Annotated in this window: 18 protein-coding genes; 8 read left to right on the top strand and 10 right to left on the bottom strand. The window is 61.7% G+C overall.

Features of this window, described 5'->3' with window-relative positions; translation table 11 throughout:
* Positions 1-139: 139 nt before the first annotated feature.
* On the bottom strand, positions 140-3,880 hold the full coding sequence (locus DMP07_RS06790; protein WP_123198401.1) for a phosphoribosylformylglycinamidine synthase: 3,741 nt from the start codon (positions 3,878-3,880) through the stop codon (positions 140-142).
* Positions 3,881-4,058: 178 nt separating this feature from the next.
* Complete coding sequence (locus DMP07_RS06785; protein ID WP_123198400.1) at positions 4,059-5,555, bottom strand: helix-turn-helix transcriptional regulator; 1,497 nt, start codon at positions 5,553-5,555, stop codon at positions 4,059-4,061.
* A gap of 319 nt (positions 5,556-5,874) precedes the next feature.
* Here DMP07_RS06785 and DMP07_RS06780 point away from each other — a divergent pair, with 319 nt between their 5' ends.
* From DMP07_RS06780 to DMP07_RS06760, 5 genes are all read left to right on the top strand, one after another.
* Entirely contained in the window at positions 5,875-7,395 is a 1,521-nt protein-coding gene (locus DMP07_RS06780) for a molybdopterin-dependent oxidoreductase (protein WP_211324535.1), read from the top strand.
* 10 nt (positions 7,396-7,405) lie between these two features.
* Positions 7,406-7,888 (top strand): hypothetical protein, encoded by a 483-nt coding sequence (locus tag DMP07_RS06775; RefSeq protein WP_123198398.1) that lies wholly within the window; start codon positions 7,406-7,408, stop codon positions 7,886-7,888.
* 56 nt (positions 7,889-7,944) lie between these two features.
* A complete protein-coding gene (locus DMP07_RS06770) occupies positions 7,945-8,601 on the top strand; it encodes a cytochrome c3 family protein (RefSeq protein WP_244594906.1) in 657 nt (218 codons plus the stop codon).
* 115 nt (positions 8,602-8,716) lie between these two features.
* Entirely contained in the window at positions 8,717-9,280 is a 564-nt protein-coding gene (locus DMP07_RS06765) for a molybdopterin-binding protein (protein WP_123198396.1), read from the top strand.
* A 92-nt stretch (positions 9,281-9,372) separates the two neighbouring features.
* Complete coding sequence (locus tag DMP07_RS06760) at positions 9,373-10,227, top strand: TIGR02452 family protein (RefSeq protein ID WP_123198395.1); 855 nt, start codon at positions 9,373-9,375, stop codon at positions 10,225-10,227.
* A gap of 225 nt (positions 10,228-10,452) precedes the next feature.
* Here the strand turns inward: DMP07_RS06760 and DMP07_RS06755 are convergent, their stop codons facing one another.
* The 8 genes from DMP07_RS06755 to ilvA all read right to left on the bottom strand — a co-directional run bounded on the left by DMP07_RS06755 (position 10,453) and on the right by ilvA (position 19,288).
* Positions 10,453-11,139 carry a phosphoribosylaminoimidazolesuccinocarboxamide synthase gene (locus DMP07_RS06755; RefSeq protein ID WP_123198394.1) on the bottom strand — a complete coding sequence of 229 codons (687 nt, stop codon included), beginning with the start codon at positions 11,137-11,139 and terminating at the stop codon, positions 10,453-10,455.
* Between the two features lie 192 nt (positions 11,140-11,331).
* Positions 11,332-11,838: a CarD family transcriptional regulator gene (locus DMP07_RS06750; protein ID WP_123198393.1), complete on the bottom strand. Its 507-nt coding sequence runs from the start codon at positions 11,836-11,838 to the stop codon at positions 11,332-11,334.
* Positions 11,839-12,280: 442 nt separating this feature from the next.
* On the bottom strand, positions 12,281-12,751 hold the full coding sequence (locus tag DMP07_RS06745; RefSeq protein ID WP_123198477.1) for a universal stress protein: 471 nt from the start codon (positions 12,749-12,751) through the stop codon (positions 12,281-12,283).
* Positions 12,752-12,935: 184 nt separating this feature from the next.
* On the bottom strand, positions 12,936-13,997 hold the full coding sequence (gene leuB / locus DMP07_RS06740) for a 3-isopropylmalate dehydrogenase (protein WP_123198392.1): 1,062 nt from the start codon (positions 13,995-13,997) through the stop codon (positions 12,936-12,938).
* 212 nt (positions 13,998-14,209) lie between these two features.
* Positions 14,210-14,707: a 3-isopropylmalate dehydratase small subunit gene (locus tag DMP07_RS06735; RefSeq protein WP_425303987.1), complete on the bottom strand. Its 498-nt coding sequence runs from the start codon at positions 14,705-14,707 to the stop codon at positions 14,210-14,212.
* Between the two features lie 82 nt (positions 14,708-14,789).
* A complete protein-coding gene (leuC, locus tag DMP07_RS06730; RefSeq protein WP_123198391.1) occupies positions 14,790-16,049 on the bottom strand; it encodes a 3-isopropylmalate dehydratase large subunit in 1,260 nt (419 codons plus the stop codon).
* A gap of 166 nt (positions 16,050-16,215) precedes the next feature.
* Positions 16,216-17,898: a 2-isopropylmalate synthase gene (locus tag DMP07_RS06725; protein ID WP_211324534.1), complete on the bottom strand. Its 1,683-nt coding sequence runs from the start codon at positions 17,896-17,898 to the stop codon at positions 16,216-16,218.
* 178 nt (positions 17,899-18,076) lie between these two features.
* Positions 18,077-19,288, bottom strand: coding sequence for a threonine ammonia-lyase (gene ilvA / locus DMP07_RS06720; RefSeq protein WP_123198389.1), 1,212 nt, complete (start codon positions 19,286-19,288; stop codon positions 18,077-18,079).
* A gap of 171 nt (positions 19,289-19,459) precedes the next feature.
* On the opposite strand from ilvA, the gene DMP07_RS06715 reads away from it, so the two are divergent.
* The 3 genes from DMP07_RS06715 to DMP07_RS06705 are packed head-to-tail and all read left to right on the top strand — an operon-like array spanning position 19,460 to position 21,687.
* On the top strand, positions 19,460-19,840 hold the full coding sequence (locus DMP07_RS06715; protein ID WP_123198388.1) for a RidA family protein: 381 nt from the start codon (positions 19,460-19,462) through the stop codon (positions 19,838-19,840).
* Positions 19,841-19,842: 2 nt separating this feature from the next.
* A complete protein-coding gene (locus DMP07_RS06710) occupies positions 19,843-20,676 on the top strand; it encodes an ABC transporter ATP-binding protein (protein WP_123198387.1) in 834 nt (277 codons plus the stop codon).
* A gap of 42 nt (positions 20,677-20,718) precedes the next feature.
* Positions 20,719-21,687 carry a C-terminal binding protein gene (locus DMP07_RS06705; protein WP_123198386.1) on the top strand — a complete coding sequence of 323 codons (969 nt, stop codon included), beginning with the start codon at positions 20,719-20,721 and terminating at the stop codon, positions 21,685-21,687.
* Positions 21,688-22,165 lie beyond the last annotated feature (478 nt).

The raw sequence follows: 22,165 nt of genomic DNA, 5'->3' as shown, positions 1-22,165 counted from the left end.
GGCGCCTCGTCGCGTTCCGGGCGCGTCGGTTCCGTCGGCCCTCTTGACCGGCTCTTTATGCAGAAAAGGCCTGCGACATCGATGTGTCGCAGGCCTTCGTCGTTTCAGAAGCGCGCGTGCGGCGCTCGCTGTGTACGCGCTACTCGGTGAAGTAGCTCACGCCGCCCTCGATGAGGGGCTGGAACGTGTCGCCGGGAACGTTTTTGTACAGGCCGTAGCCGTTGCGCTCGGTGTGGCCCATCTTGCCCAGGACGCGGCCGTCCGGGCTGGTGATGCCTTCGATGGCCATGATGGAACCGTTGGGGTTCACGCTCAGGTCCATGGAGGGCATGCCGGCCTCGTCGACGTACTGCGTGGCGATCTGGCCGTTCTTGGCAAGCTCGGCCGCAAGCTCGGGGCTGGCGACGAAGCGGCCCTCGCCGTGGCTGATGGCCACGGTGTGAACGTCGCCCACTTCGCACTTGCTGAACCAAGGCGAGAGGTTGGACGCCACGCGGGTGCGCACGAGGCGGCTCTGGTGACGGCCGATCTCGTTGAAGGTCAGCGTGGGGCAGTCGGCATCCATCGGGCGAATGTCGCCGTAGGGAACCAGGCCCAGCTTCACGAGCGCCTGGAAGCCGTTGCAGATGCCCAGCATCAGGCCGTCGCGGTTCTGCAGCAGGTCGCGTACGGCCTCGGTGACCTCGGGGGCGCGGAAGAACGCGGTGATGAACTTCGCGGAGCCGTCGGGCTCGTCGCCGCCGGAGAAGCCGCCGGGCAGCATGACGATCTGGCTGTTGCGAATGGCCTCGACCAGGGCCTTGGTGCTTTCGGCGACCGCGGCGGGGGTGAGGTTGTTGATCACGAGCGTCTGGGCCACGGCGCCGGCGCGCTCGAAGGCGTGCGCGGTGTCGAACTCGCAGTTCGTGCCGGGGAACACCGGAATGATCACGCGCGGCTTGGCGATGGCGCCGCAGTAGGTCAGGGGCAGGGCGTCGGCGTAGCTGACGGCCTCGACCTTCGGCGCGGCTGCGCGCTCGGCCTCGGTGCTGCGGTACGGGAACACGCCCTCGATGCCGCTCTCCCAGGCTTCCTGGAGCTCGGCCATGTCGAGGGTCTCGCCTGCGGCGACGAACGCGTATTCCTCGGTGGTGCGGCCGATTTCCATGACGGAAAGCAGCTCGCCGTCTTCGGGAAGCTCGGCGTCGTCGGCAAGCTCGACGACGAAGGCGCCGTAGTTCAGCTCGAATAGCGAATCGGCCGCGAGGTTCTCGTCGAGCTCGATGCCGATGCCGTTGCCGACGCACATCTTGAACAGCGCCTCGGCAAGGCCGCCGAAGCCGGGCGTGGAAATGGCGAGCGCCTTGCCCTCGTCGACGAGGCCTTCGACCACATCGACGGCGTCGAGGAAGCCCTCGGCCTCAGGCATGGCGGTGCCCTGCTTGTAAGCGGGCTCGATCAGCACGACGCGGCTGCCCGCCTTCTTGAACTCGGGCGAGGTGACGCGGTCGACCTGGCCCACGGCGGTCGCGAAGCTGACCAGCGTGGGAGGAACGTCGAGGCTCTCGAAGCTGCCGGACATGGAGTCCTTGCCGCCGATGGCGCCCACGCCCAGTTCGACCTGGGCCTTCAGCGCGCCCAGAACAGCCGCTGCGGGCTTGCCCCAGCGCTGCGCCTCGTCGCGCAGGCGCTCGAAGTATTCCTGGAAGGTGAGGTAGGCGTTCTCACGCTCGAAGCCGGCGGCCACGAGCTTCGCCACGCTTTCGACGACGGCCACATAGGCGCCCTCGAACTGGTTGGCGGAGGACAGGTAGGGGTTGAAGCCCCAGGCCATGCCCGAGCACGTGGTGGTCTCGCCGTCGACGGGAAGCTTGGCCGCCATGGCCATGGCGGGGGTGAGCTGGTTCTTGCCGCCGAAGGGCATGAGCACGGTGGCCGCGCCGATGGTGGAGTCGAAGCGCTCGGAAAGGCCCTTGTTGGAGCACACGTTCAGGTCGCCCACCAGGCCGCGCATGCGCTCGGCCAGGGTGTCGCCCTTCCATTCGGGCACGTAGCTGCCGCCCTTTTCGATGTGGACGTCCTGGTGCTTGGGCGCGCCGTTGGATGCCAGGAAGTCGCGGCTGATGTCCACGATGTCGTCGCCGTTCCAGTTCATGCGAACGCGCGCCTCTTCGGTGACCTCGGCGATCGGGGTGGCCTCGAGGTTTTCCTCATGGGCCAGCTCGATGAACTTCTCGACGTCTTCGGCCGCCAGCGCCACAGCCATGCGCTCCTGGCTCTCGGAGATGGCCAGCTCGGTGCCGTCCAGGCCGTCGTACTTCTTGGGGATGCGGTTGAGGTCGATGGACAGGCCGTCGGCCAGCTCGCCCACGGCGACGGACACGCCGCCCGCGCCGAAGTCGTTGCAGCGCTTGATCATTTCGCAAGCGTCCTTGCGGCGGAACAGGCGCTGGATCTTACGCTCGACGGGAGCGTTGCCCTTCTGCACCTCGGCGCCGCAGGTCTCGATGCTGTCCAGGTTGTGGGCCTTGGAAGAGCCCGTCGCGCCGCCGATGCCGTCGCGGCCGGTGCGGCCGCCCAGCAGGACCACCACGTCGCCCGGAGCGGGAGTCTCGCGGCGCACGTGGTCGGCCGGGGTGGCGCCCACCACAGCGCCGATTTCCATGCGCTTGGCGGCGTAGCCCGGATGATACAGCTCGTTGACCTGGCCCGTTGCAAGGCCGATCTGATTGCCGTAGGAGGAATAGCCCGCAGCGGCGGTGGTGACCAGCTTGCGCTGCGGAAGCTTGCCTTCGAGGGTCTCGGACACGGGGGCCGTGGGGTCGGCCGCGCCGGTCAGGCGCATGGCCTGATAGACGTAGCTGCGGCCCGACAAGGGGTCGCGGATCGCGCCGCCCACGCAGGTGGCCGCGCCGCCGAAGGGCTCGATCTCGGTGGGGTGGTTGTGCGTTTCGTTCTTGAACAGATAGAGCCAGTCCTGCTCCTCGCCGTTCACGTCGCACTTGATCTTGACGGTGCAGGCGTTGATTTCCTCGGACTCGTCGAGGTTTTTCAGGATGCCCTTGGCCTTAAGCCACTTCGCGCCGATGGTGCCCATGTCCATGAGGCAGACGGGCTTCTCATCGCGGCCGAGCTCGTGGCGCATGGCCAGGTACTGCTCGAAGGCGGCCTTCACGGCCTCGTCGTCGATCTGCACGTTCTCGAGCACGGTGCCGAACGTGGTGTGGCGGCAGTGGTCGGACCAGTACGTGTCGATCATCTTGATTTCGGTGATGGTGGGGTCGCGCTGCTCGTCTTCGGCGAAGTACTTCTGGCAGAAGGCGATGTCGGCCTCGTCCATGGCCAGGCCGCGCTCGGCGATGAAGGCGGCAAGGCCGGCCTCGTCGAGCGCGCGGAAGCCGTCGATGACCTCGACGGCGCCGGGGGTGGGCTGGGCCATCTTCAGCGTGTCGCGCGCCTCGAGCGACGCCTCGCGCGCCTCGATGGGGTTGATGACGTAGTGCTTGATGGCGTCCACGTCGGCCTGGGACAGCTCGCCTTCCAGCATGTACACCTTGGCACTGGCCACCTCGGGGCGCTCGCCCTGGCTGATCAGCTGGATGCACTCGCTGGCCGATGCCGCGCGCTGGTCGAACTGGCCGGGCAGAGGCTCCACGGCAAAGACCACGGCGCCGTCCTCGACGGGCAGCTCGGCGAAAGCGTCGTCAGATTGGGGCTCGCTGAACACGGTGGGCACGCACTGCTGGAACAGCTCGTCGCTGGCGCCCTCCACGTCGTAGCGGTTGATGAGACGGATGCCCTTCAGGCCGTCGATGCCGAGGGTGCCGCGCAGCTCGTGCAAAAGCTGCTGCGCCTCGACGTCGAAGCCGGGCTTCTTCTCAACATAGATGCGAGAAACCATGGGTTTCCTACCTTCCCGGGAGTCTTGGTAGAAGTCGGTCGGTTGCGTCGTCCCGCGCGCCTGCGATCGGCCGATCGAGCCGCCGCGGGGTGAAAACGCGTATCAAACCTATCATAAAGCCTATGCCTGCGCATCGTGCGCATTTCTTGCATACAACGGGGAATCTATAGGAGCTGCTTTATTTCCAAAGCTGTCTTTCGTCTATTTTTATGCTCTTTAGCTTCGCTTCGATTTCAGGCAAGGAATGGACCTCGAGCTTGGTATGGATGCTGCGGATGTGTGCTCTTACGGTGTGGACCGATATGACGAGCTCTTCCGCGATGGCGGAGGGAGTTTTTCCTTGAGATAAGGCAAGTAAGATTCCGCTTTCTCGCGGAGTGAGCCCGTACTGCTCGGATGCGGTCTCGCATCGCTGGCGAAGCGATTTGTCGTAGAGGTATTTAGGGTCCAGTTTTTTGCGGAGACCCCATACCTTGTCGATGTCTTGGTCGGAGCCGACCCAGAACGTGGCTACGGCAAGAAGCCCTACGACAAGAACGGCCATGTTGAGATGCATGGCGCCAACGAGAAGGCGGCCTCCTTCAAGTCCTGTTATGGAGAAGAGACCCCCGAGGAATGCTCCGATGTTTTTCAGGAGAATTCCCTTGGCAACGATTGCAAAGGGCCGGGCCGAACTGATGCGCATGAGGATGAGACATGCGTGGACGAATACCATATCGTAAAGCAGCTCGGCTGAAGATATGGCCGTTGAAGCCGCGTTGCTGCTCAATGATGCGGGAACGAGCAGAAATCCTATTATCGTCAAAGGAAAGACAACGGCTCGAATTGTCTCCCATACCTTCCAGCGTCGTCCTTTTTTCATGAATAGATGCGAGAAGGCGACGCATATGGTCACCGATGCGAAAAGCGCAAAGGCGAAATCGGCGGTCGACCAGCTTTCGACGACGCCGCCGATCATATGGAGCATGCCGAATACGAATCCGTAAAGGACGAGATGCGATGCAAGGGGAAGCGGGAATTTCGCATGCAGGCGCCTCTCGGGCGCCGGGTTCTTTCTCATTTCTGCGTTCGATAGGGCTGATCTTTCGATGATTGTGAAGCTTGCGACCAGCGGAATGCAAAGGATGCAGCCCCGAATGGCGAGGGCGAGCATCGACGTGGTGTGGGCGGGGACGCTCTTTTCGACGAATACGGCAAGCGAGGCGACGAGAACGCAGCATACGATGGCGCTTGCCCCGAACTCGTATCCGAAGGGTTCGATCTTCCTTAAAAAGAGGCACGCTAGGATGGATGTGCAGAACGAGGTTGAGAACTGCACGGCAAACGCAATGGTCCAGCGGGCGTCGAACAGGCAAATCCCCAGCCATGAAACCACATGCGCGACGAGCTGGAGGAGGAAGATCGCACGGATGCTTCTGGTGGTGAAAAGCGAGCCGCTACGATTCATAGAGGCTATGGCGGCAAGTGCTCCTATGACAAATCCTGCGGGGCGAGCAAGGCAGACGAGTTGCGAATAGAGAAGGCCGTCTGCTTTCGAGGAGTACGAATCGAGGGCGACGAGCCACGGATAGGTATCGTGGATCGAGCCGAACCACACGACGTACAAACACATCGCGACGAGGAGAGGCATCGCGTGGGCCGGTAGGGATTTCAGGAAAGAGAAGTCTTTGCTCAACGCGGGCTCCTTCGACGTCAGGCGGGTTTATCGATGATATGCCGCCCTATGGATAATCGCCTAGTCAATCTTTGGGTAAATTGGCTTTCACTAGGGATTTCGTTCGATTTTTTAAACGAAGGAAACCTGCACGTATACCCAATGCATGACGATTCGGAAACGGGTGATTTCGCTAAACTCGAATTATCGGGCTCGATCGGGGAAAAGGAAACGAGCCTCTGGAAAAGGAAAGGAGGGGAAGGGTATGAGCGATAAGGGCGGCAAAACCGCAAGCCACAAGTCACGCACCTTGCGTCTTGTAATCGTTGTTTCGTGTGTCATGGCGATTGCTTTCGCGCTGTGCCTGGCCGCATGTGCCCCACAGGAAAACGAGGTCGTTCAAAAGGACGGCAAGCAGGAGGTGACGCAGCAGGACGGCAGCGAGTTCTCTGCGGTGAACGCGAAGGACTTCACGGTCAATGATGCGGGCGTCTTTACCGACACGTGGTATAACCGTGAGATTCTCAACGCAGGAAACCGCGGATGCGGTTCGTGCCATGAGAGCATGTACCAGACCATTCATAATTTGACCGCGGGCGATTACGTGCATGTCGTCGGGCAGCCTGGCTACGGCAAGGATTACACGTATCGCGACTGCACCGTTTGCCACTTCGGCTTCGACATGATGGCGACGGGCCCCAATCTCAAGGACTCGCTCCACTCGATACATATGTCTTCCCAGGAATTCAAAGACAACGGCAACTGCATGAGCTGCCATGCTCACAACCTTGCTGGTGATATGGTTCTTTGGGACGATTACAAGTATCAGGCTGAGATTAGCGGCTATGCCGATATCCGCAAGGAGATTTCCATGAAGATGGATAGCATCGGCATCGGCAACAGCAACCTTGCCGACGTCGTCTGGGACGATTCGTTCGTTCTCCAGGACATTGCTTTCGATCAGCCCATTTCGACGTTCGAAGACGGAACCCCGTATTTCTTCCATGCCGTGAATCTGGGCTTGCCCGAATACACTGAAGAGGAAATCGCCAACTGGACCGTCGAGGTTTCGGGCGTCAAGGGCAAAAATGTCTGGACGCTTGACGAAATCAAAGCCTTGCCTACCACCGAGAAGTTGCTCACGCAGAATTGCGACGGCAACATCAACAACGGCCCGTTGATTTCCACATGGGTTGCCAAGGGCGTTTCCTTCAAGGACTTCATCGACGCATGTGGCGGGCTTGAAGACGGCATGAAGGCTGTTCAGGCGGATACGTACGACGGCTGGAATTGCTTCGGCTTCAGTTTTGATGTCGAAACCATGCTCGAAGACGAGGCGATTCTCGCATATGAGTACAACGATGAGCAGCTCACCGAGGCTCAGGGCTATCCGCTCGTTCTTCTGCATCCCGGCGTCGGCGGCGCATACATGCCCAAGTACGTCACCGGCTTGCACTTCAATGACAGCGCCGAGGGTTTTGCCGACAACTGGCTTCCTGGCGCGACTAATTCTGCCGATAAGACCGCCGGTTGGATGTATCTAGAAGACGGCGCAGAGTTCAAGGTCGGAGAGACGGTCGATCTGAAGGGCTATGTGTACGAGCACATGGCAAAGGGACACAAGGTTTCCCAGGTCGCCTTCAGCGCGGACTACGGTCACACCTGGAACACCATCGATGTTCCTGCCGACCACGACCCTGCTGTTTGGCTGACGTTCGAAGGAACATGGACTCCCGAGAAAGCAGGCACGTACGTGCTCAAGGTGAAGGCGATCGACAACCTCGATCCCGCGCTTGAAACCACCGATGCTGCTGGGTTCCCGGATGAATGCGCGAACGTCATCGTCAAGGTGACCGAATAGAGGTGAAATCATGAGCGTTGTTAAAATGACGGGTTCCGTCATCGGGTCGGCTATCTTGTTGGGCGGTATCGCTGTGGCGCCCGCACTTGCCGAGTCGCCGGTCGACGTCGAACCTACGGCGGATTGCTCCATGTGGGAGGAATCCAGCAAGCAATCCGAATCTGCCGCGGCGATCGTGCAGGGAGAATTTTCGTACACTCAGGATGCCATTACGGCAAATGAGGCCATCAGGGGTGTATTCGCCAAGGCATCTTCGGCCGTGTGCGCATCGCTTCCTGCGTATGACCTGTCGCATATGGGCTTGAAGACGATCGTGAAAAACGGTTCGGCTGAGATGATCGCCTGTATAGAAGACATGCTTGACGGCAAGCCTTCGACCAAGATCGTTGGATGCGCCTGTTCGTCCAACATTGCTGGAGGTGGGGCGGTTGCCAATGCTGAGGTCTCCGGAATGAGCATTAAGTCCATGGCCGTCATGATGGGTGTCGAATAGGCGAACACCTTGTTTGAATCCAGGATGCAGCAGTCTGGATTTACGAAGGAGCGATGATGGCTGAAGGGAAAACGAACACATCGGTCGATGCTTCTTGCGACTATGTTGAAGGCGGAAAGAGGCCTGTTTCTAGGAAGATGGGTGTTGCGATCATCGTCGCGGTCGTTGTTGCGATTGCAGCGGGGTCGGGTCTTTGGGCTTGGCATGAACAGCCGAATTTCTGCGCGGCAATATGCCATGTTCCCATGGATGGATATCTGGCGACATACGAGCAAGAGCCCGGCGTTGGAGGTGTCGACAAGTATGGCGAGACGGTTGAAAACACGTCATCGATGCTTGCGGTATCGCATAGGCAGGCCAGTGGCACCACGTGTCTTGAATGTCACGTGCCTACGCTGACCGAGCAGATCGCCGAAGGCGTCGGCTGGATTGCAGGCAATTACAAATTCCCGCTCGACGAGACCTCTCTGGAAGACCTTGTCGAGGCGAGGGGAGGGCCTTCCGATTCATTCTGTATGAATGAGGATTGCCATGGATATGGCCGCGAAGGCCTTGTTTCAAAGACCGACGAATACGAAATCAATCCCCATGATTCGACGCAGCACGGAGAACTGCAATGTAGTGAATGCCATAAGGCCCATAGGGCTTCGGTTATGTTTTGCGCGAAATGCCACGATAACGCCGTTGTGCCCGAAGGCTGGGTTGTCGACTAAATTGTGGCGTCGAAAACCGATGCGACCCGGGGAATATCCCGGGTCTCTCACAAGGCCGTGGCCCGGCTTCGGGTCGCGGCCTTTTATGCAGGGGGCCTTGATGAGGAGGATTCGGATGAAGAAAAACGTTGTCTTGTTCACCTGTGCGGACGGGCGAGAAGAGAGGTTCTCTCTCAAGATGCTGATCGAGCGCGGGGCCATTGTCGTCAACAAGGTCAACGGGGAAGACGTTGCGGGCGTGATGGGCGGCGCGAACCAGCTCTGGATTCCAGGTCTGCCAGCAAAGTACTTTTTGAGGGATATTGTGCGAATCGAGTTCTTGTCAGAGCAGGAAGAGCCGGTTTTGCCCGATTTCGTCGATGATGGTCGTGATTACCAGAACAGGCCCAACGTTTCGGCGGTATGCGATTGCGAGGGGTGCGTGGGGCTTCCGTCGAGAATAGAGGGATGGGCGGATGATTTCGACAGAGCGATCTCGGGCATTGAGTTTTCCGTCGACGGCGGCGTATCGTGGAGCTTTTACGAAACTCCCCAGTCGGTACCGGGTAAAATCACCACGTGGTCGTTTTCGTGGACGCCTTTGGAGCCCGGTGATGTTGCAATGATGGTGAGGGCCGTCAATGAGGACGGAGTGCATTCGCCCGTGGCGGCGATCTGCAAAACGTATATTTCTGGTTAAGACGAGCGGCTTTTGCCGATGCGTACCGTCGTGGTCTTCTATTTCGTTCGCTATTATGGATTGCGAAGTTGGGAAAGCGAAGAGGAGGATATATGGCCGATCGCGAAGAGCGCAAGATCGAGGCTTCCAAGCACAGCGCGTTGATGAAGGGCGCTTTGGGCGAGGAGACGCAGGCGTCCGTCGAGGCGACCGTCATCTACGAAGAGGGCCAGGGCCGCGAGCTGCCGGTGCCCGAGCCGTCGTTCGACGCCACTGAGACCATCGTGACCGGCGCGTTCGAGCCCATGGCCATGTACCGCCATGCGTCCGGCAAGACCGTCGTGGTGGATCCGGCGTCGTTCGCCCGTCCGGGCGGCGCTTACGAAGACGGCGCGTTCGGCCCCGAGCAGATCCTGTGCTCGGAAAGCAATCTCTATCAGATTCTGTGCGGCATCGAGGACGTCTATCACGGCCGGAACCGCGATTATCGCCGCGGCGGCCTGTTCACCGACCGCGTGGCATACATGCCGGGCGTGGTGTTTCCGCACGACGGCTCCATGCGCACGGCCGACGTGATGGCGGTGGCCGAGCCCATGCGTGTCAAAGCGCTCGAGAACCACCGCAGCGAGCGCGAATGCGACGCGGCGCTTGTCGGCCGCATCGAGGCGATTATGCGCATCGCCGCCGCCAACGAGTGCGAGACGCTTGTGTGCAACGCCTTCGCCTGCGGACGTCTCGGTTACGATCCGTCGCAGGTCATCGGTCTGTTCAAGGCATGGATCGAAGCGCATCCAGGCGTGATCGGCCGCGTGGTGTTCGCCGTGCCGCGCACGCATCTCGATGCCTTCGACGCCGCATTCGCCGCTCCCGCAGTCGAGGAGGCGCCTGCGGTGGAGGAGAAGCCCGAAGAAGACGAGTTCGATCTTGCGAGCATCGAGCTTCCCGATGGCGTGACGCTGCGCGCGTAGGCGTTTCGCGGCGCGATCGAATCCCATGGCCTGAGCGGGCGGCCGAGGCGGAGGTTCTCCGTTTCGGCCGCCCGTTTTTTCGTGCACAGGCAGCACGCGTGGCTTAGAGGACAAAAATGCGTCCGGGGCGCTTATTCAGTCGAATACGGATGCGCGGCACGCGTGAAAAAACGAAGCCCGCTCCATGACGGAACGGGCTTCGCTGTTTTCGAGATGCGGTTTCGCTTAGGCGAAGAACAGCTCGGAGAGCGTCATCGGGTCGATGTACTCGCCGTCTTTGTAGACGCGCATGTTGCCGGAGGCGATCTCGTCGATCAGGATGACGTCGCCGTTGGCGTCGTAGCCGAACTCGAACTTGATGTCGTAGAGCACGAGGCCCTTCTCCTTCAGGTCGTCGGCGACGATCTGGGTGATCTTCTGGGTCATGTCCTTGAGCTGGTCGTACTGCTCGGCGGTCATGACGCCCAGGACCACCAGGCCGTCCTTGGTGACCAGCGGGTCGCCCAGCTCGTCGTTCTTGAAGGTGGTCTCGACGTAGGCGGGCAGGTCGGCGCCTTCTTCGACGTACTGCTTATAGCGGCGGTAGAACGAGCCCACGGCCTTGTGGCGGCAGATGACCTCGAGGCCCTCGCCGAACACCTTGGCAGGCAGAACCTCCATGGTGGTGTTCTCGAGGTCGGCGTTCACGTAGTGGGTCTTGATGCCGGCGGCGTTGATCTTCTCGAAGAAGTAGATGGACATGCGCAGGTTCACGTCGCCCACGCCCTCGATGGTCAGACCGACGGAATTCTCGCCCGGATCGAAAACACCGTCTTTGCCCGTGCAGTCATCCTTGAACTTCAGCAGATAGTTGCCGTTTTCGAGGGCGAAGACGTCCTTGGTCTTGCCGGAGTACACGAGTTCGTTAGCCATGAGGGTCCTTCCTATGCTATTGGCTTTGTCGGTACGTACTTTCGGGTACGTATTTCATACAGGTGCAGTGTAGCGTCATGACGTGCTCGGCGATGATTTATTTTCATCATGCACACTCGATTAACGCTTATTTAACATACGTTATCGGTCGGCATCTTCGTCGCGAGACGTCCGGAGTCGCGGGACGAGGGCTTAGAATCGGGCGATTCGATGCTTCTCGATATAGGCGGGCACGTCGGCTTCGGCGATGTCCAGCGCGGCGGAAAGCTCGCTTGCGGCCTGGTGCTCGGCCTGGTCGAGCAGGCGGGTGTACATCGAAGAAGGAAGGTGCTTGCGGCTTTCCTGCTCGGTGATGCGCGCTTTCATGGTTTTGACCACGCACACGGCGGTGGCGCAGTCGCAGCGGCGCAGCAGCTTTTTGAAATGGTCTTCCACCGTGCGCGAATTGCTGTCGGCGAAGTCGTCCGTCTCGATGTCGTCGTAGTGTTCGACCAGCTCGATCGCTTCGGAGCGGTTCATGATGGGGCGCATCAGCTCTTCGTGGTCGGCCGGCACATAGACCGTGCCTCCGCGGTCGCGCGTCGGCAGCAGCACGTAGTACGTGCGCTCGACGCCGCCCATCGACATGCGGGCATCGGTTTCCGATACGGTGCATACGCCGTAATTTGCATACACCACTTTATCGTCCCTGTAGAACATGGGTCGCTCCTTACGCGAAGTAAAAAATATATTTGAACTGGGTTTTAGAACTGTTGACCAGCATACCACGCAAAGAGTGCCATTTCACGGAATATCGATAAAACACGCCGTTCACCTGCGATGATAATAGTATCACCGTCAGGCTTCCTTCGAATCCCATGATTTTTCAAAAGTGAATCAAATTGAAAATATATGCAATAAAGTTATATTTTTAGCCCCAAAAGACCCATTCGGCGACGAAATGGGCTCAGCACGGCTTCCGATTGCCAAGAACAAGGCGAAGACCAGGTATTATGCATATCGCTTCCGTATGTATTCGCGGGCGCGGGGCGCTTGCGCCGCCCGTCATGCCGCTTCGACGCAGAAAAGCCGCCGAGGCGGCGGGCGGCTCGGCGGCTTTCAAGAGGTCGCGATCGTGCGACAGGTGCGCTCGATAAGGCTGTTAGCGTTCGATCATGACGGGGCATTCGGCGTTGCGCAGAACCGCGTAGCTGACCGAGCCCAGCATGCCGGCCACGGCGTTCAGGCCGCGCGAACCCATGACGATCAAGTCGACGCGATGGCTGTGCGCGTATTCGAGGATCGCCTTGCTGGGCTTGCCCTGGCCGATGGCGAAATCGAGGGAGTCTCCTGCCATCTGGACGAATTCGCCCAGCTCGCTTTCCAGCTGCTCGCGGTGGAACTGCAGATAGCGCTCCTGCATCTCGGCGGCTTCGGCGGCGCTGAGCGGCCTCGACCCGCTGATGTGCTCGGCGATCTTGAAGTCCTGCGTTTCGAACTGGGGGACGGGCGCGGCGAAGAAGGCGGTCGTCTTGCCGCCGATGCCCAGGTCGACGTATTCGAGCGCCGTCGACAAAGCCTTCTTGGAGGAATCCGATCCGTCGTAAGGAACCAGGATGTTCTCGTATTTCATGAAAGCTCCCTTCTTTTCGGAGATGCGCTTTTCGCGGAAAATGTAACACGACGAAACGCCGTATTCCACCCGTTTGCCAGGCGGGTTTCCTTATTTTCGGCGGCTCGCGTTCTCAAGGCCGCCGTGCGCCTGGAAATGCCGCTTCGTTCGTGCGTGCCGTCGCGTTTCCAGGCTCTGTGGGCCCTTAGATGGCGGCGGCGATCAGGTCGCCCATTTCGGAGCAGGAAAGCGCCCTTTCGCCGGTTTTCGCGATGTCGCCCGTGCGATGCCCCGCCTCGAGCACGCTGTTCACTGCGGCTTCGACGGCATCGGCCTCGGAGGCCAGATCGAAGCTGTAGCGCAGCATCATGGCTACGGAAAGGACGGTGGCGATGGGGTTCGCGATGTTTTTGCCTGCGATGTCGGGCGCGCTGCCGTGGATGGGCTCGTACATGCCCAGGTTCGTCTCGCCGATCGAGGCGGAGGGCAGCATGCCGATCGAGCCCGTGATGCAGCTCGCCTCGTCGGAGAGGATGTCGCCGAACAGGTTGCCCGTGAGCATCACGTCGAACTGCCCGGGGTTGGTGACCAGCTGCATGGCGGCGTTGTCTACATACATATAGTCGACGGCCACATCGGGGTAGTCGGCCGCCACGCGTTCGACGGTTTCGCGCCACACGCGGCTGGTTTCAAGCACGTTTGCTTTATCGACGCTGGTCACGTGGTTGCGGCGCTGGCGGGCCATCTGGAAGGCGCGATGCGCGATGCGCTCCACCTCGGCGATGGAGTAGTTCATGTCGTCGTGCCCCGTGCCGTCTTCGTCGCGATGCTTCGCGCCGAAATACACGTCGCCCGTCAGCTCGCGGCACACCATGAGGTCGAGCCCGTCGGCGATGCGCTCAGGCTTGAGCGGGCAGGCGTCGGCCAAGGGCGCATAGAGCTTCGCCGGCCGCAGATTGACGAACAGGCCTAGCGCCTTGCGAATGCCGAGCAGGCCTTTTTCGGGGCGCTTCTCGGAGGGCAGGCCGTCCCATTTCGGCCCGCCTACGGCGCCCAGGATCACGCTGTCGGAGGCCAGGCAGGCGTCGATCGTTTCTTGCGGCAGCGGAGTGCCGGCCGCATCGATCGCCGCGCCGCCGATGAGCACCTCGTCGTACACGAACTCATGGCCGAATTTCTCGCCCACCTTATCGAGGCATTTCAGCGCCTCGTCGACGATTTCCGGTCCTATTCCGTCGCCTTTCATCACGGCGATGTCGAATTTCATAGCTGTCTCCTTCTGTCGATCCGCCGCCGAAGAGCGAGCGGTTCAAGCGTCGTATTTCGTGTTCGGCGAATGGGGATGGGAGGGGAAAATTCCCAGGGGGCCGGCGGCGTGCCGCGCGCAGTTCCGCACGAGCCGAAAGCCACATTATGCGGCTTTCGAGCGAGCCCGGGACTGTTTGAGCACGGCATGCCCCCGGCCCCGCCGCCGCCCAGCTAAACCCCGCGAGCCTTAAGGCTGTTCAACAACCCTTCGTTGTCGATGATTCCTTGGATGAACTCGGGGAAGGGCAGGGCCTGGAAGGTTTCGCCCGTTGTGATGTCTCGGATTTCGCCAGTGCCGAAATCGACGGCCACTTCATCGCCCGCCTCGATCGCCGCGGCGGCTTCGGCGCATTCCAAGATGGGCAGGCCGATATTGATGGCGTTGCGGTAGAAGATGCGCGCGAAGCTGGCGGCGATCACGCAGGCCACGCCGTTGTCTTTGATGACGCGCGGGGCGTGCTCGCGCGACGATCCGCAGCCGAAGTTCTTTTCGGCCACCATGATGTCGCCCGGCTTCACGTTCTTCACGAAGTCGGCGTCGATGTCTTCCATGGCATGGCTCGCCAGCTCCTGCGGGTCGGCGATGTTGAGGTAGCGGGCGGGAATGATGACGTCGGTATCGACGTTGTCGCCGTATTTGAATGCGGCGCCTTGGGCGTGCATGTTCATGAGAGGGTCCTTTCCGACGGTGCGAAAGCGTCGAGGGCGCGCCGCCGCGTCGCATCGCGGCGGCGCGCCGGTATCGGCGATGTTACAGGGAGGCGGGGTCGCAGATGACGCCCGTCACGGCGCTTGCCGCGGCCACGGCGGGGCTGGCCAGGTATACCTCGGAGTCCACATGGCCCATGCGGCCGACGAAGTTGCGGTTCGTCGTGGCGATCGCGCGCTCGCCTGCGGCCAGGATGCCCATGTGGCCGCCCAGGCAGGGGCCGCAGGTCGGGGTGGACATGATGGCGCCCGCTTCGATGAAGATTTCGGCCAGGCCTTCGCGGATGCACTGTAGATAGACTTCCTGCGTGGCGGGGATCACGATCGTGCGCACGCCGTCGGCCACGTGGCGGCCGCGCATGATTTCGGCCGCGGCGCGCATGTCTTCGATGCGGCCGTTCGTGCAGCTGCCGATCACGCTCTGCTGCACGGGAATGCCCGCCAGCTCGCCGACCGGTTTGGTGTTCTCGGGCAGATGGGGCGCGGCCACCGTGGGCTGGATCGCGCTCAGGTCGATGGCGATCACGCGCTCGTAGGCCGCGTCTTCGTCGGCGGCGAATTCGACGGGTTCGTGGCGCGCGCGGTCTTTCATGTAGGCGCGCGTGGCGTCGTCGACGGGGAAGATGCCGTTTTTGGCGCCCGCTTCGATGGCCATGTTGCAGATGGCGAAGCGGTCGTCCATCGACAGGCTCGCCACGCCGTCGCCTGCGAATTCCATGCTCTGATACAGCGCGCCGTCCACGCCGATCATACCGATGATGTGCAAGATCACGTCTTTGCCCGAAACCCACGGGGCCAAAGATCCGGTCAGGTCGAACTTGATGGCCGAAGGAACGCGGAACCACGCCTTGCCCGTGGCCATGCCCGCCGCCACGTCGGTCGAGCCCACGCCGGTGGAAAACGCGCTCAGCGCGCCGTAGGTGCAGGTGTGGCTGTCGGCGCCGATCACCAGATCGCCCGCGGCCACGATGCCTTGCTCGGGCAGCAGCGCGTGCTCGATGCCCATGTTGCCCACGTCGAAGAAGTTCGTCAGGTCGTGCTTCTTCGCGAACTCGCGGCATTCTTTGCACTGCTCGGCGCTCTTGATGTCTTTGTTCGGGGTGAAGTGGTCCATCACCAGGGCCACTTTCTCGCGGTCGAATACTTTGTCCATGCCGGCTTTGGCAAGCTCGCGGATCGCCACCGGGCCGGTGATGTCGTTTGCCAAGGCCAGGTCGATGTCGGCCTCGATCAGCTGGCCCGGCACGACGGAATCGAGACCGGCGTGCGCTGCCAGGATTTTCTGGGTCATGGTCATGCCCATGGTGAACCTGCCGTTCTGTCGAGGGCGAAGCGGTCTGCATTCGGGCGCAGCCGCGCCCTGCGCGCCGCTGTTGCGCCCGGTCGCGCTCGGGGCGTCTGCGCGCCTGCGCTTTCGCCGTCCGAACGCGCTTCGATGCGCCCGCTTCGCCCGTTCCTGCTTTTCGCGATTACGCCTGTGCCCTGTTGACGGCCGAAATCAGGCCCAGGATCGAGGCGGTGATGATGTCGTGGTGCTCGCCTGCGCCCCAGACGATGCCGCCGTCGGCGCCGTCGATGCCCACATAGGCTGCGGCGCGGCTGTCGGATCCGCGCTCGAGCGCGTGCTCGCTGTAGGTGGCTATGCGCGCTTTCACGCCCAGCTTGGCCAGCGCGTCGCATACCGCATCGAGGCGACCGTTGCCGTTGCCCGCCGCGTCTTGCTCCACGCCGTCGAGCTTCACGGTCAGAAACGCCTTGAACGACGCGTTGTCGGATGCGGGCGCGAAGTGGAAATCGAGCAGCTGCAGGCGTCCGTCATGGTTGACGAACGTGTCGTGGAACACCGCGTTGACCTCTTCGGGAGCGAGTTCTTTATGCGCGTGGTCGGAGACGTCCTTCGACGCGTAACTGAGCTCTTCGCGCATCTTGGGGGGCAGCACGTAGCCGTAATTCTTCTCCAGGATGTAGCCGATGCCGCCCTTGCCGCTTTGGCTGTTGATGCGGATGACGTCGGTTTCGTAGCGGCGTCCCACGTCGGCCGGGTCGATGGGCAGATACGGGCAGGTCCAATGCTCGGGGTCGTGCTCGTCGCGCCAGGCCAGGCCCTTGGCGATGGCGTCTTGGTGGCTGCCCGAGAAGGCCGCGAACACCAGCTGGCCGGCGTAGGGGGAGCGCGGGTTCACTTCCATGCGCGTTACGCGCTCGTACATTTCCACGATGCTCGGCATGTCGCTGAAGTCGAGCAGGGGGTCGACGCCGTGCGAGAACAGATTGCCCGCCATGGTGACCAGGTCGACGTTGCCCGTGCGCTCGCCGTTGCCGAACAGGGTGCCTTCGACGCGGTCGGCACCCGCCAAAACGCCCAGCTCGGCGCAGGCGACGCCCGTGCCGCGGTCGTTGTGCGGATGCAGGCTCACTTCCACGGCCTCGCGGTAGCGCAGGTTCTTGCTCATGTATTCGACCTGGCTCGCGTAGACGTGCGGCGAGCTCATTTCGACGGTGGCGGGCAGATTGATGACGGCCTTGTGCTCGGGCGTGGGCTGCCATACGTCCAGGACGGCGTTGCAGACTTCCAACGCGTACTCGGGCTCGGTGCCCGTGAAGCTTTCGGGGCTGTATTCGAAGCGGTAGTTGTCGCGGCCTGCCGATTCGGTGAGCTCTTTGAGCAGCTTCGCGCCTTCGACGGCGATCCGTTTGATTTGCTCTTTGTCTTTTTTAAACACCTGCTCGCGCTGGGCGACGCTCGTGGAGTTGTAGACGTGGATGATGACCGGGGTGGTGCAGCCCTCCAGGGCGTCGAAGGTTTTCTTGATGATGTGCTCGCGCGCCTGGGTGAGCACCTGGATGGTCACGTCTTCGGGGATCATGTCGTTTTCGATCAGCGTGCGCGCCAACTCGAATTCGGTCTCGCTCGCGGCGGGAAAGCCGATTTCGATTTCCTTGAAGCCCAGGCCGACGAGCTTCTTGAAGAATTCGAGCTTCTCATCGAGGCTCATGGGGATCACGAGCGCCTGGTTGCCGTCGCGCAGGTCGACGCTGCACCATTTCGGCGCGGCGTCGATGTATTCCTTGCGCACCCAGTCGAAGCAGGGCTCGGGCGGCATGTGGTATCCGCGCATGTATTTGACGTGGTCGGGCATTCCTGAGGTCATGGGAGCCACCTTTCGTGAAGGCCGATTCGCATGGTGCGAACGGTGTGCCGGAAGAAAGGCTGCCTCGCGTTAATCCGGTCGTCTTCCGCACGAGGAGCCGATGCGGGCGCGAAGCCCGCCCCGAGATGAGACGATGGATTTATAAGGCGCAGACCCGTAGGCGCCGCGGCGGCGACCCCTAAAGGTGCGCCTGGATAAGCTTGGGCTTGAAGCCGCCCGACTGCAGGGCGTTGACGATCTGATGCTTGTGGTCGGTTCCGAACGCTTCGATCGTGACGCGCAGCTCCACGGCGGCGTTACGATTCGTGCTGACGAACTGGTTGTGGTCGAGCCTGATGACGTTGCCGCTGTTCTCGGCGATGATGCTGGCCACGCGCACCAATTCGCCCGGGCGGTCGGGCAGAAGCACCGACACGGTGAACACGCGGTCACGCATGATCAGACCGTGCTGGATGACCGACGACATGGTGATGACGTCCATGTTGCCGCCCGACAGGATGGCGACGACCTTCTTGTTCTCGGCAGGCAGGTGCTTGAGTGCCGCCACGGTCAGCAGCCCCGAGTTCTCGACGACCATCTTATGGTTCTCGACCATGTCGAGGAAGGCCACGATCAGCTCGTCGTCGTCGATCGTAATGATGTCATCGATGTTTTCTTGGATGTAGGGGAAGATCTTGTCGCCGGGCTGCTGGACTGCGGTGCCGTCGGCGATGGTGCTCACGTGGGGCAGCTTCACCACGTGGCCCGCCTTCAGCGACGCCTTCATGCACGCCGCATTGGCGGGTTCGACGCCGATGACCTTGATGTGGGGGTTGAGCAGCTTGGCCAGCGTGGACACGCCCGTCGCCAATCCGCCGCCGCCGATCGGAACCAAAATGGTGTCGACCAGAGGCAGCTCCTGCACGATTTCCATGGCGATCGTGCCCTGGCCGGTGGCCACGGCGGGGTCGTTGAATGGATGGATGAAGGTGTAGCCTTCTTCTTCGGCCAGCTGAAGGGCCTTTTCGCAGGCTTCGTCGTAGACGTCGCCGTGCAGCACCACTTCGGCGCCGTAATGCTTCGTGCGTTCGACTTTGATGAGCGGGGTGGTGGTGGGCATGACGACTACCGATTTCACGCCGCAGCGCGAGGCGGCGAAGGCGACGCCTTGGGCGTGGTTGCCCGCCGAAGCGGTAATCAATCCGCGAGCGCGCTCCTCGTCGGTCAAGGTGCTGATCTTATAATATGCTCCACGGACTTTGTAGGCTCCGGTGCGTTGCATGTTCTCGGGCTTGAAGAATACTTTATTGCCGGTCTGCGCGCTGAAATGCGGGCTCTCGACGAGTTCGGTTTTCAGAGTGACCTCGCGAACTTTCGCGGCGGCCTCTTCGAATGTGTCCAACGTGAGCATGGGCGGTTCCTCTTCGCTGCTTTAACGATTTAGTGTAGTAAAGTAGTATAGCCATTCAGACGGCCGAATGGCAGGGGATTATCACGTCGCGTGCGAAACTTTCGGGTCTTGTAACAAAGCGTCCGGCAGCAGAAGCGACTCGAGGCCGTCTCTTTCTCGAAAGGAGCAATCATGAAGACCATTGCAACCGATAAGGCGCCTGCGGCCATCGGGCCGTACGTGCAGGGCAACATCGTCGGCGACCTTTTGTTCGCGTCGGGCCAGATCGCGCTCGACCCGCAGACGGGCGCGCTTGTCGGCGCGACGATCGAAGAGCAAGTGGCCCAGGTCATGAAGAATGTCGGCGCGTTGCTCGAAGCTGCGGGAACCGATTTCGACCACGTGGTGAAAACCACCTGCTTCCTGGACGATATGGACGATTTCGCGGCGTTCAACGAGGTGTACGCGCGTTCGTTCTCCGGCCATCTTCCCGCCCGCTCGGCGGTTGCCGTCGATAAGCTTCCCAAGGGCGCGCTCGTCGAGGTCGAAGTCATCGCTGTCGTCGGCGCGTAGCCATGGGTCCGTGCGATTCCGAAGCCGGCCGCTGCGCCGCCGCGGTCGACCGTTCGCTGCTGTTCGAGCTTCATGACGCCACGGTGATGCGCGCGGGATCTGTCATTCTGCATGTGGATGATTTCGTGCTTGCCGAAGGGGAACATGTGGCGCTGCTCGGCCCGAACGGCGCGGGCAAATCGACCTTCATCAAGCTTTTGACACGCGAGGTCATGCCGCTGTACCGCGACCGGGCGCCGGTGGTGTTTCGCGGCAACGAGCGCCCGACGCTCGCCGATGTCAAAGCCTGCTTCGGCGTGGTGAGCGCATCGATGCATGCGCAGATAGGCGTGCATCTTCCCGCCATTGACATCGTGTGCGGCGGGTTCTTCGGAACGCTCGGCTTGCCGCGCGGCGTGCAGGCGAGCGAGGATATGCGAGATAAGGCGCGCGAGGCGCTTGCGAGGCTCGGCATGGCCGAGTTTGCGTCGCGCGACGTCTTGACCCTTTCGACGGGCCAGGTCAGACGCGTGTTGGTCGCGCGCGAACTGGTGCACGACCCGCAGGTGCTCGTATTCGACGAGCCGTGCACGGGCCTCGATCCCGAGGGCATGTATCGGATTCGCGGCGCTATGCGCTCGCTTGCGGACGAAGGCCGTTCGATCGTGCTGGTCACGCATTATCCTGAAGACATCGTGCCCGCGGTCGGGCGCGTCGTCCTTGTCAAGGACGCGGCCGTCGTCGCCGACGGCCCTAAGGAAAACCTTCTGACCGACGGCATCATGTCGGGGCTTTTCGAGGTGCCGCTGCATGTCGAAGAGCGAAACGGATGGTATGCCCTTCGGGGCGTGTTCTAGGGGCGCCGCGCCGCATGCTCGGCCGCGTCAGGAAGGAGCGATATGGCCAGGATAGCTATCGTCGGGTTCGATTTCCCCGATATCGAAACGGAGCGTGCTCTGTGCGAAGGGGAAGGGCATGAGCTGACGGTGTGCGAAGGACGTACGCCCGAGTTCATCGTCGAGCATGCGCGCGGCGCCGATGCCGTCATCTCGTCGTATGGCGTTTTCACGCGCGAGGTGTTCGAGGCGCTGGCTCCGACGCTGCGCATCGTGAGCCGCACGGGAACAGGCTATGACGAAATCGACGTGCGCGCAGCCACCGAGCATGGCGTGGCGGTCTGCAACGTTCCCGGTTATGGGACCGAGGTGGTAAGCGATCATGCCATCGCGCTGGCGCTGGCGTGTTTGCGCCGCATCAATGAACAAGATGCCGCGTTGCGTCGTGGGCAGTGGGATTATTCCACCACTCGCCCGTTGGGGCAGTGCAATGGGCGCAGGTTCGGCGTCGTCGGCATGGGCGCGATCGGCTCGGCCGCAGCGCGCAAGGCGGCGGGTCTCGGTTTCGAGACGGTGTGCTGGTCGCGCTCGCTTCGGGGCGAAAGGCGCTCGCCCGACGGATTCGAAGTGCTGCCGCTTTCTGAGCTCATCGCGACGAGCGACGTGATCAGCCTGCATACGGCCCTGACCGATGATACCTTCCATCTGATCGACGCCGCCGCCATCGCAACGATGAAGCCGGGCGCGATCGTGGTCAACACGGCGCGCGGAGCCGCCGTCGACACCGAGGCCCTTGCGTGCGCGCTGCGCGAAGGAAGGCTTTGGGGCGCGGGCCTCGATGTGTTCGAAGGCGAGCCGCTCGCTTCCGACGACCCCATTCTGACCGCGCCGCATACCGTGCTTACGCCGCATGCGGCGTATTGGTCCGAGGAGAGCGGCGTCGAGCTGCGCACGCGGGCGTGTCGAGCGGTCCTCGACCTGTTGGCGGGAAGGCATCCCGTCGATTGCCTGAATCCCGAAGTGCTCGCATAGGCCGGTTGGCTGGCTGGCACGACAGCGGCCCAGCCAGCCAACCAACCGCTAATCCTCCGTGTTCCCTTTGCACCTTTCTTTCTATATAGAAATGCATTCGCTGCAGCTTATTCCGCAGCGCATTCCTTATCTATATATAGGTATATGCAATAGATGCATGCACCGCGCGCCGTCATGCATTCCATAGGCGGGGGCGTTTCGCGGGCCTCCGCGACAAGAGGGAGAGGCTCCGCCCGCGGCGCCTCTCCTGCGCCCGCATGGAGGGAAACGGGGCTCGCCCTCCCTCCCCTTACGGGGCTTCTGCCCCGTTTGTGAAGGAATCGTGGAGCAGGAAAAAGGGGCTTGCGCCGCCCGGGGGACGGGCGTAATATACATCCTCGCCGCTTGACGCGGCACCCCCTCGGAGACGAGGCGGGGGACCTTGAAAACCGGATACTGGAATACGGAATTTGAAGAGGACCCGAGAGGGTCCCAGCCA

The sequence above is a fragment of the Slackia faecicanis genome (assembly GCF_003725295.1).
In the GTDB taxonomy this organism is placed as follows: domain Bacteria; phylum Actinomycetota; class Coriobacteriia; order Coriobacteriales; family Eggerthellaceae; genus Slackia; species Slackia faecicanis.
The sequence above is the reverse complement of the archived record's forward strand: the minus strand, read 5'-3'. Positions and strand labels throughout refer to the sequence as shown.

Bases quoted from the DNA above. Each gene is read 5' to 3' on its own strand.
- DMP07_RS06765 (WP_123198396.1), top strand. From the start codon at position 8,717: ATGAAGAAAAACGTTGTCTTGTTCACCTGTGCGGACGGGCGAGAAGAG.
- leuB (WP_123198392.1), bottom strand. From the start codon at position 13,997: ATGAAATTCGACATCGCCGTGATGAAAGGCGACGGAATAGGACCGGAA.
- DMP07_RS06760 (WP_123198395.1), top strand. From the start codon at position 9,373: ATGGCCGATCGCGAAGAGCGCAAGATCGAGGCTTCCAAGCACAGCGCG.
- DMP07_RS06775 (WP_123198398.1), top strand. From the start codon at position 7,406: ATGAGCGTTGTTAAAATGACGGGTTCCGTCATCGGGTCGGCTATCTTG.
- DMP07_RS06770 (WP_244594906.1), top strand. From the start codon at position 7,945: ATGGCTGAAGGGAAAACGAACACATCGGTCGATGCTTCTTGCGACTAT.
- DMP07_RS06755 (WP_123198394.1), bottom strand. From the start codon at position 11,139: ATGGCTAACGAACTCGTGTACTCCGGCAAGACCAAGGACGTCTTCGCC.
- DMP07_RS06705 (WP_123198386.1), top strand. From the start codon at position 20,719: ATGGCCAGGATAGCTATCGTCGGGTTCGATTTCCCCGATATCGAAACG.
- ilvA (WP_123198389.1), bottom strand. From the start codon at position 19,288: ATGCTCACGTTGGACACATTCGAAGAGGCCGCCGCGAAAGTTCGCGAG.
- DMP07_RS06780 (WP_211324535.1), top strand. From the start codon at position 5,875: ATGGCGATTGCTTTCGCGCTGTGCCTGGCCGCATGTGCCCCACAGGAA.
- DMP07_RS06735 (WP_425303987.1), bottom strand. From the start codon at position 14,707: ATGAACATGCACGCCCAAGGCGCCGCATTCAAATACGGCGACAACGTC.
- DMP07_RS06745 (WP_123198477.1), bottom strand. From the start codon at position 12,751: ATGAAATACGAGAACATCCTGGTTCCTTACGACGGATCGGATTCCTCC.
- DMP07_RS06725 (WP_211324534.1), bottom strand. From the start codon at position 17,898: ATGACCTCAGGAATGCCCGACCACGTCAAATACATGCGCGGATACCAC.
- DMP07_RS06710 (WP_123198387.1), top strand. From the start codon at position 19,843: ATGGGTCCGTGCGATTCCGAAGCCGGCCGCTGCGCCGCCGCGGTCGAC.
- DMP07_RS06750 (WP_123198393.1), bottom strand. From the start codon at position 11,838: ATGTTCTACAGGGACGATAAAGTGGTGTATGCAAATTACGGCGTATGC.
- DMP07_RS06715 (WP_123198388.1), top strand. From the start codon at position 19,460: ATGAAGACCATTGCAACCGATAAGGCGCCTGCGGCCATCGGGCCGTAC.
- DMP07_RS06790 (WP_123198401.1), bottom strand. From the start codon at position 3,880: ATGGTTTCTCGCATCTATGTTGAGAAGAAGCCCGGCTTCGACGTCGAG.
- leuC (WP_123198391.1), bottom strand. From the start codon at position 16,049: ATGGGCATGACCATGACCCAGAAAATCCTGGCAGCGCACGCCGGTCTC.